This is a genomic window from Janthinobacterium sp. PSPC1-1, assembly GCF_049897625.1.
Lineage (GTDB): Bacteria > Pseudomonadota > Gammaproteobacteria > Burkholderiales > Burkholderiaceae_D > Janthinobacterium > Janthinobacterium tructae.
In genome coordinates this window covers 1-1,069 of sequence record NZ_JAFCWP010000030.1, presented here as the reverse complement: position 1 = coordinate 1,069, position 1,069 = coordinate 1, and the positions used below count along the sequence as shown (strand labels likewise).

1 protein-coding gene and 1 pseudogene are annotated in these 1,069 nt (G+C 61.0%); both read left to right on the top strand.

The window, feature by feature from the left end:
• Window positions 1–230, top strand: a pseudogene (locus tag ACP7EG_RS27670) (3D-(3,5/4)-trihydroxycyclohexane-1,2-dione acylhydrolase (decyclizing)); the annotation flags it as partial.
• A gap of 1 nt (window position 231) precedes the next feature.
• A partial coding sequence (gene iolE, locus ACP7EG_RS27665) for a myo-inosose-2 dehydratase (protein WP_426090245.1) occupies window positions 232–1,069 on the top strand: 838 nt, incomplete at its 3' end.

Sequence of the window (1,069 nt, the reverse complement as noted above, 5' to 3'; positions counted from 1 at the left end):
TGGGCGCGCTCTCCGAACACGTGGGGTCGATTGCTGAACTGGAACAGGCCATGCTGCGTGCCCGCGCCGCACCGCGTACGTATCTGATCTGCATCAATACGGACGACACGCGCACGACAGAAGAGGGTGGTTGCTGGTGGGAAGTAGCCGTGCCCGAAGTCTCCACCCAGCCCGGCGTGCAAGCTGCGCGCGCCCGTTATGAACTTGACCGTCTGAAACAAAGGAATTGAGATGACTACCTGGAATGTCAAGATCGGCATCAACCCGATCTCGTGGATGAATGACGATTTGCCCAGCCTGGGCGGCGAGACGCCGCTGGAGACGGCCTTGAAAGAGGGCGCCGAAATCGGCTACGTGGGTTTCGAGCTGGGCAACAAGTTTCCGAAAGATGCTCCGGCCCTGAACGCCGTGCTGGGCAAATACAATCTTGCCTGTGTTTCCGGCTGGTATTCGGGCCGGTTGGCCCATCGGTCTGTGGAAGAAGAGATCGCCTCCGTGGCATCGCACTTGCGTCTGCTTGCCGACAGCGGCGCGACCGTCATGGTGTACGGCGAAGTGGCCGACGCCATCCAGGGCGAAGCGCGCCCCCTGTACAAACGCCCCCGTTTCCAGTCCGCACAGCAATGGCAGGACTACGCGGACAAATTGACGGCGTTTGCCGCCCACCTGCTGGCGCACGGCGTAAGGCTGGCGTATCACCATCACATGGGCGCCTATGTGGAAACACCGGCCGACGTGGATCAGCTGATGGCCTTGACCGGGCCGGAAGTGGGCTTGCTGTTTGATACGGGTCATATCACGTTTGCCGGCGGCGATGCGCTGGCGGTTTTAAATAAGCATATCGACAGGATTTGCCACGTGCATTGCAAGGATGTGCGCCCGAACGTGGTGAAACTGGCCCGCAATGGCCACTGGAGTTTCCTGCAAGCCGTCATCAGTGGCGCCTTCAGCGTGCCCGGCGACGGCAGCATCGATTTTCCAGCGATCCTGACGCGTTTGTATCTGCACGGCTACGAAGGCTGGCTGGTGGTGGAAGCGGAGCAAGACCCGGCCGTCGCCCCCAGCTATG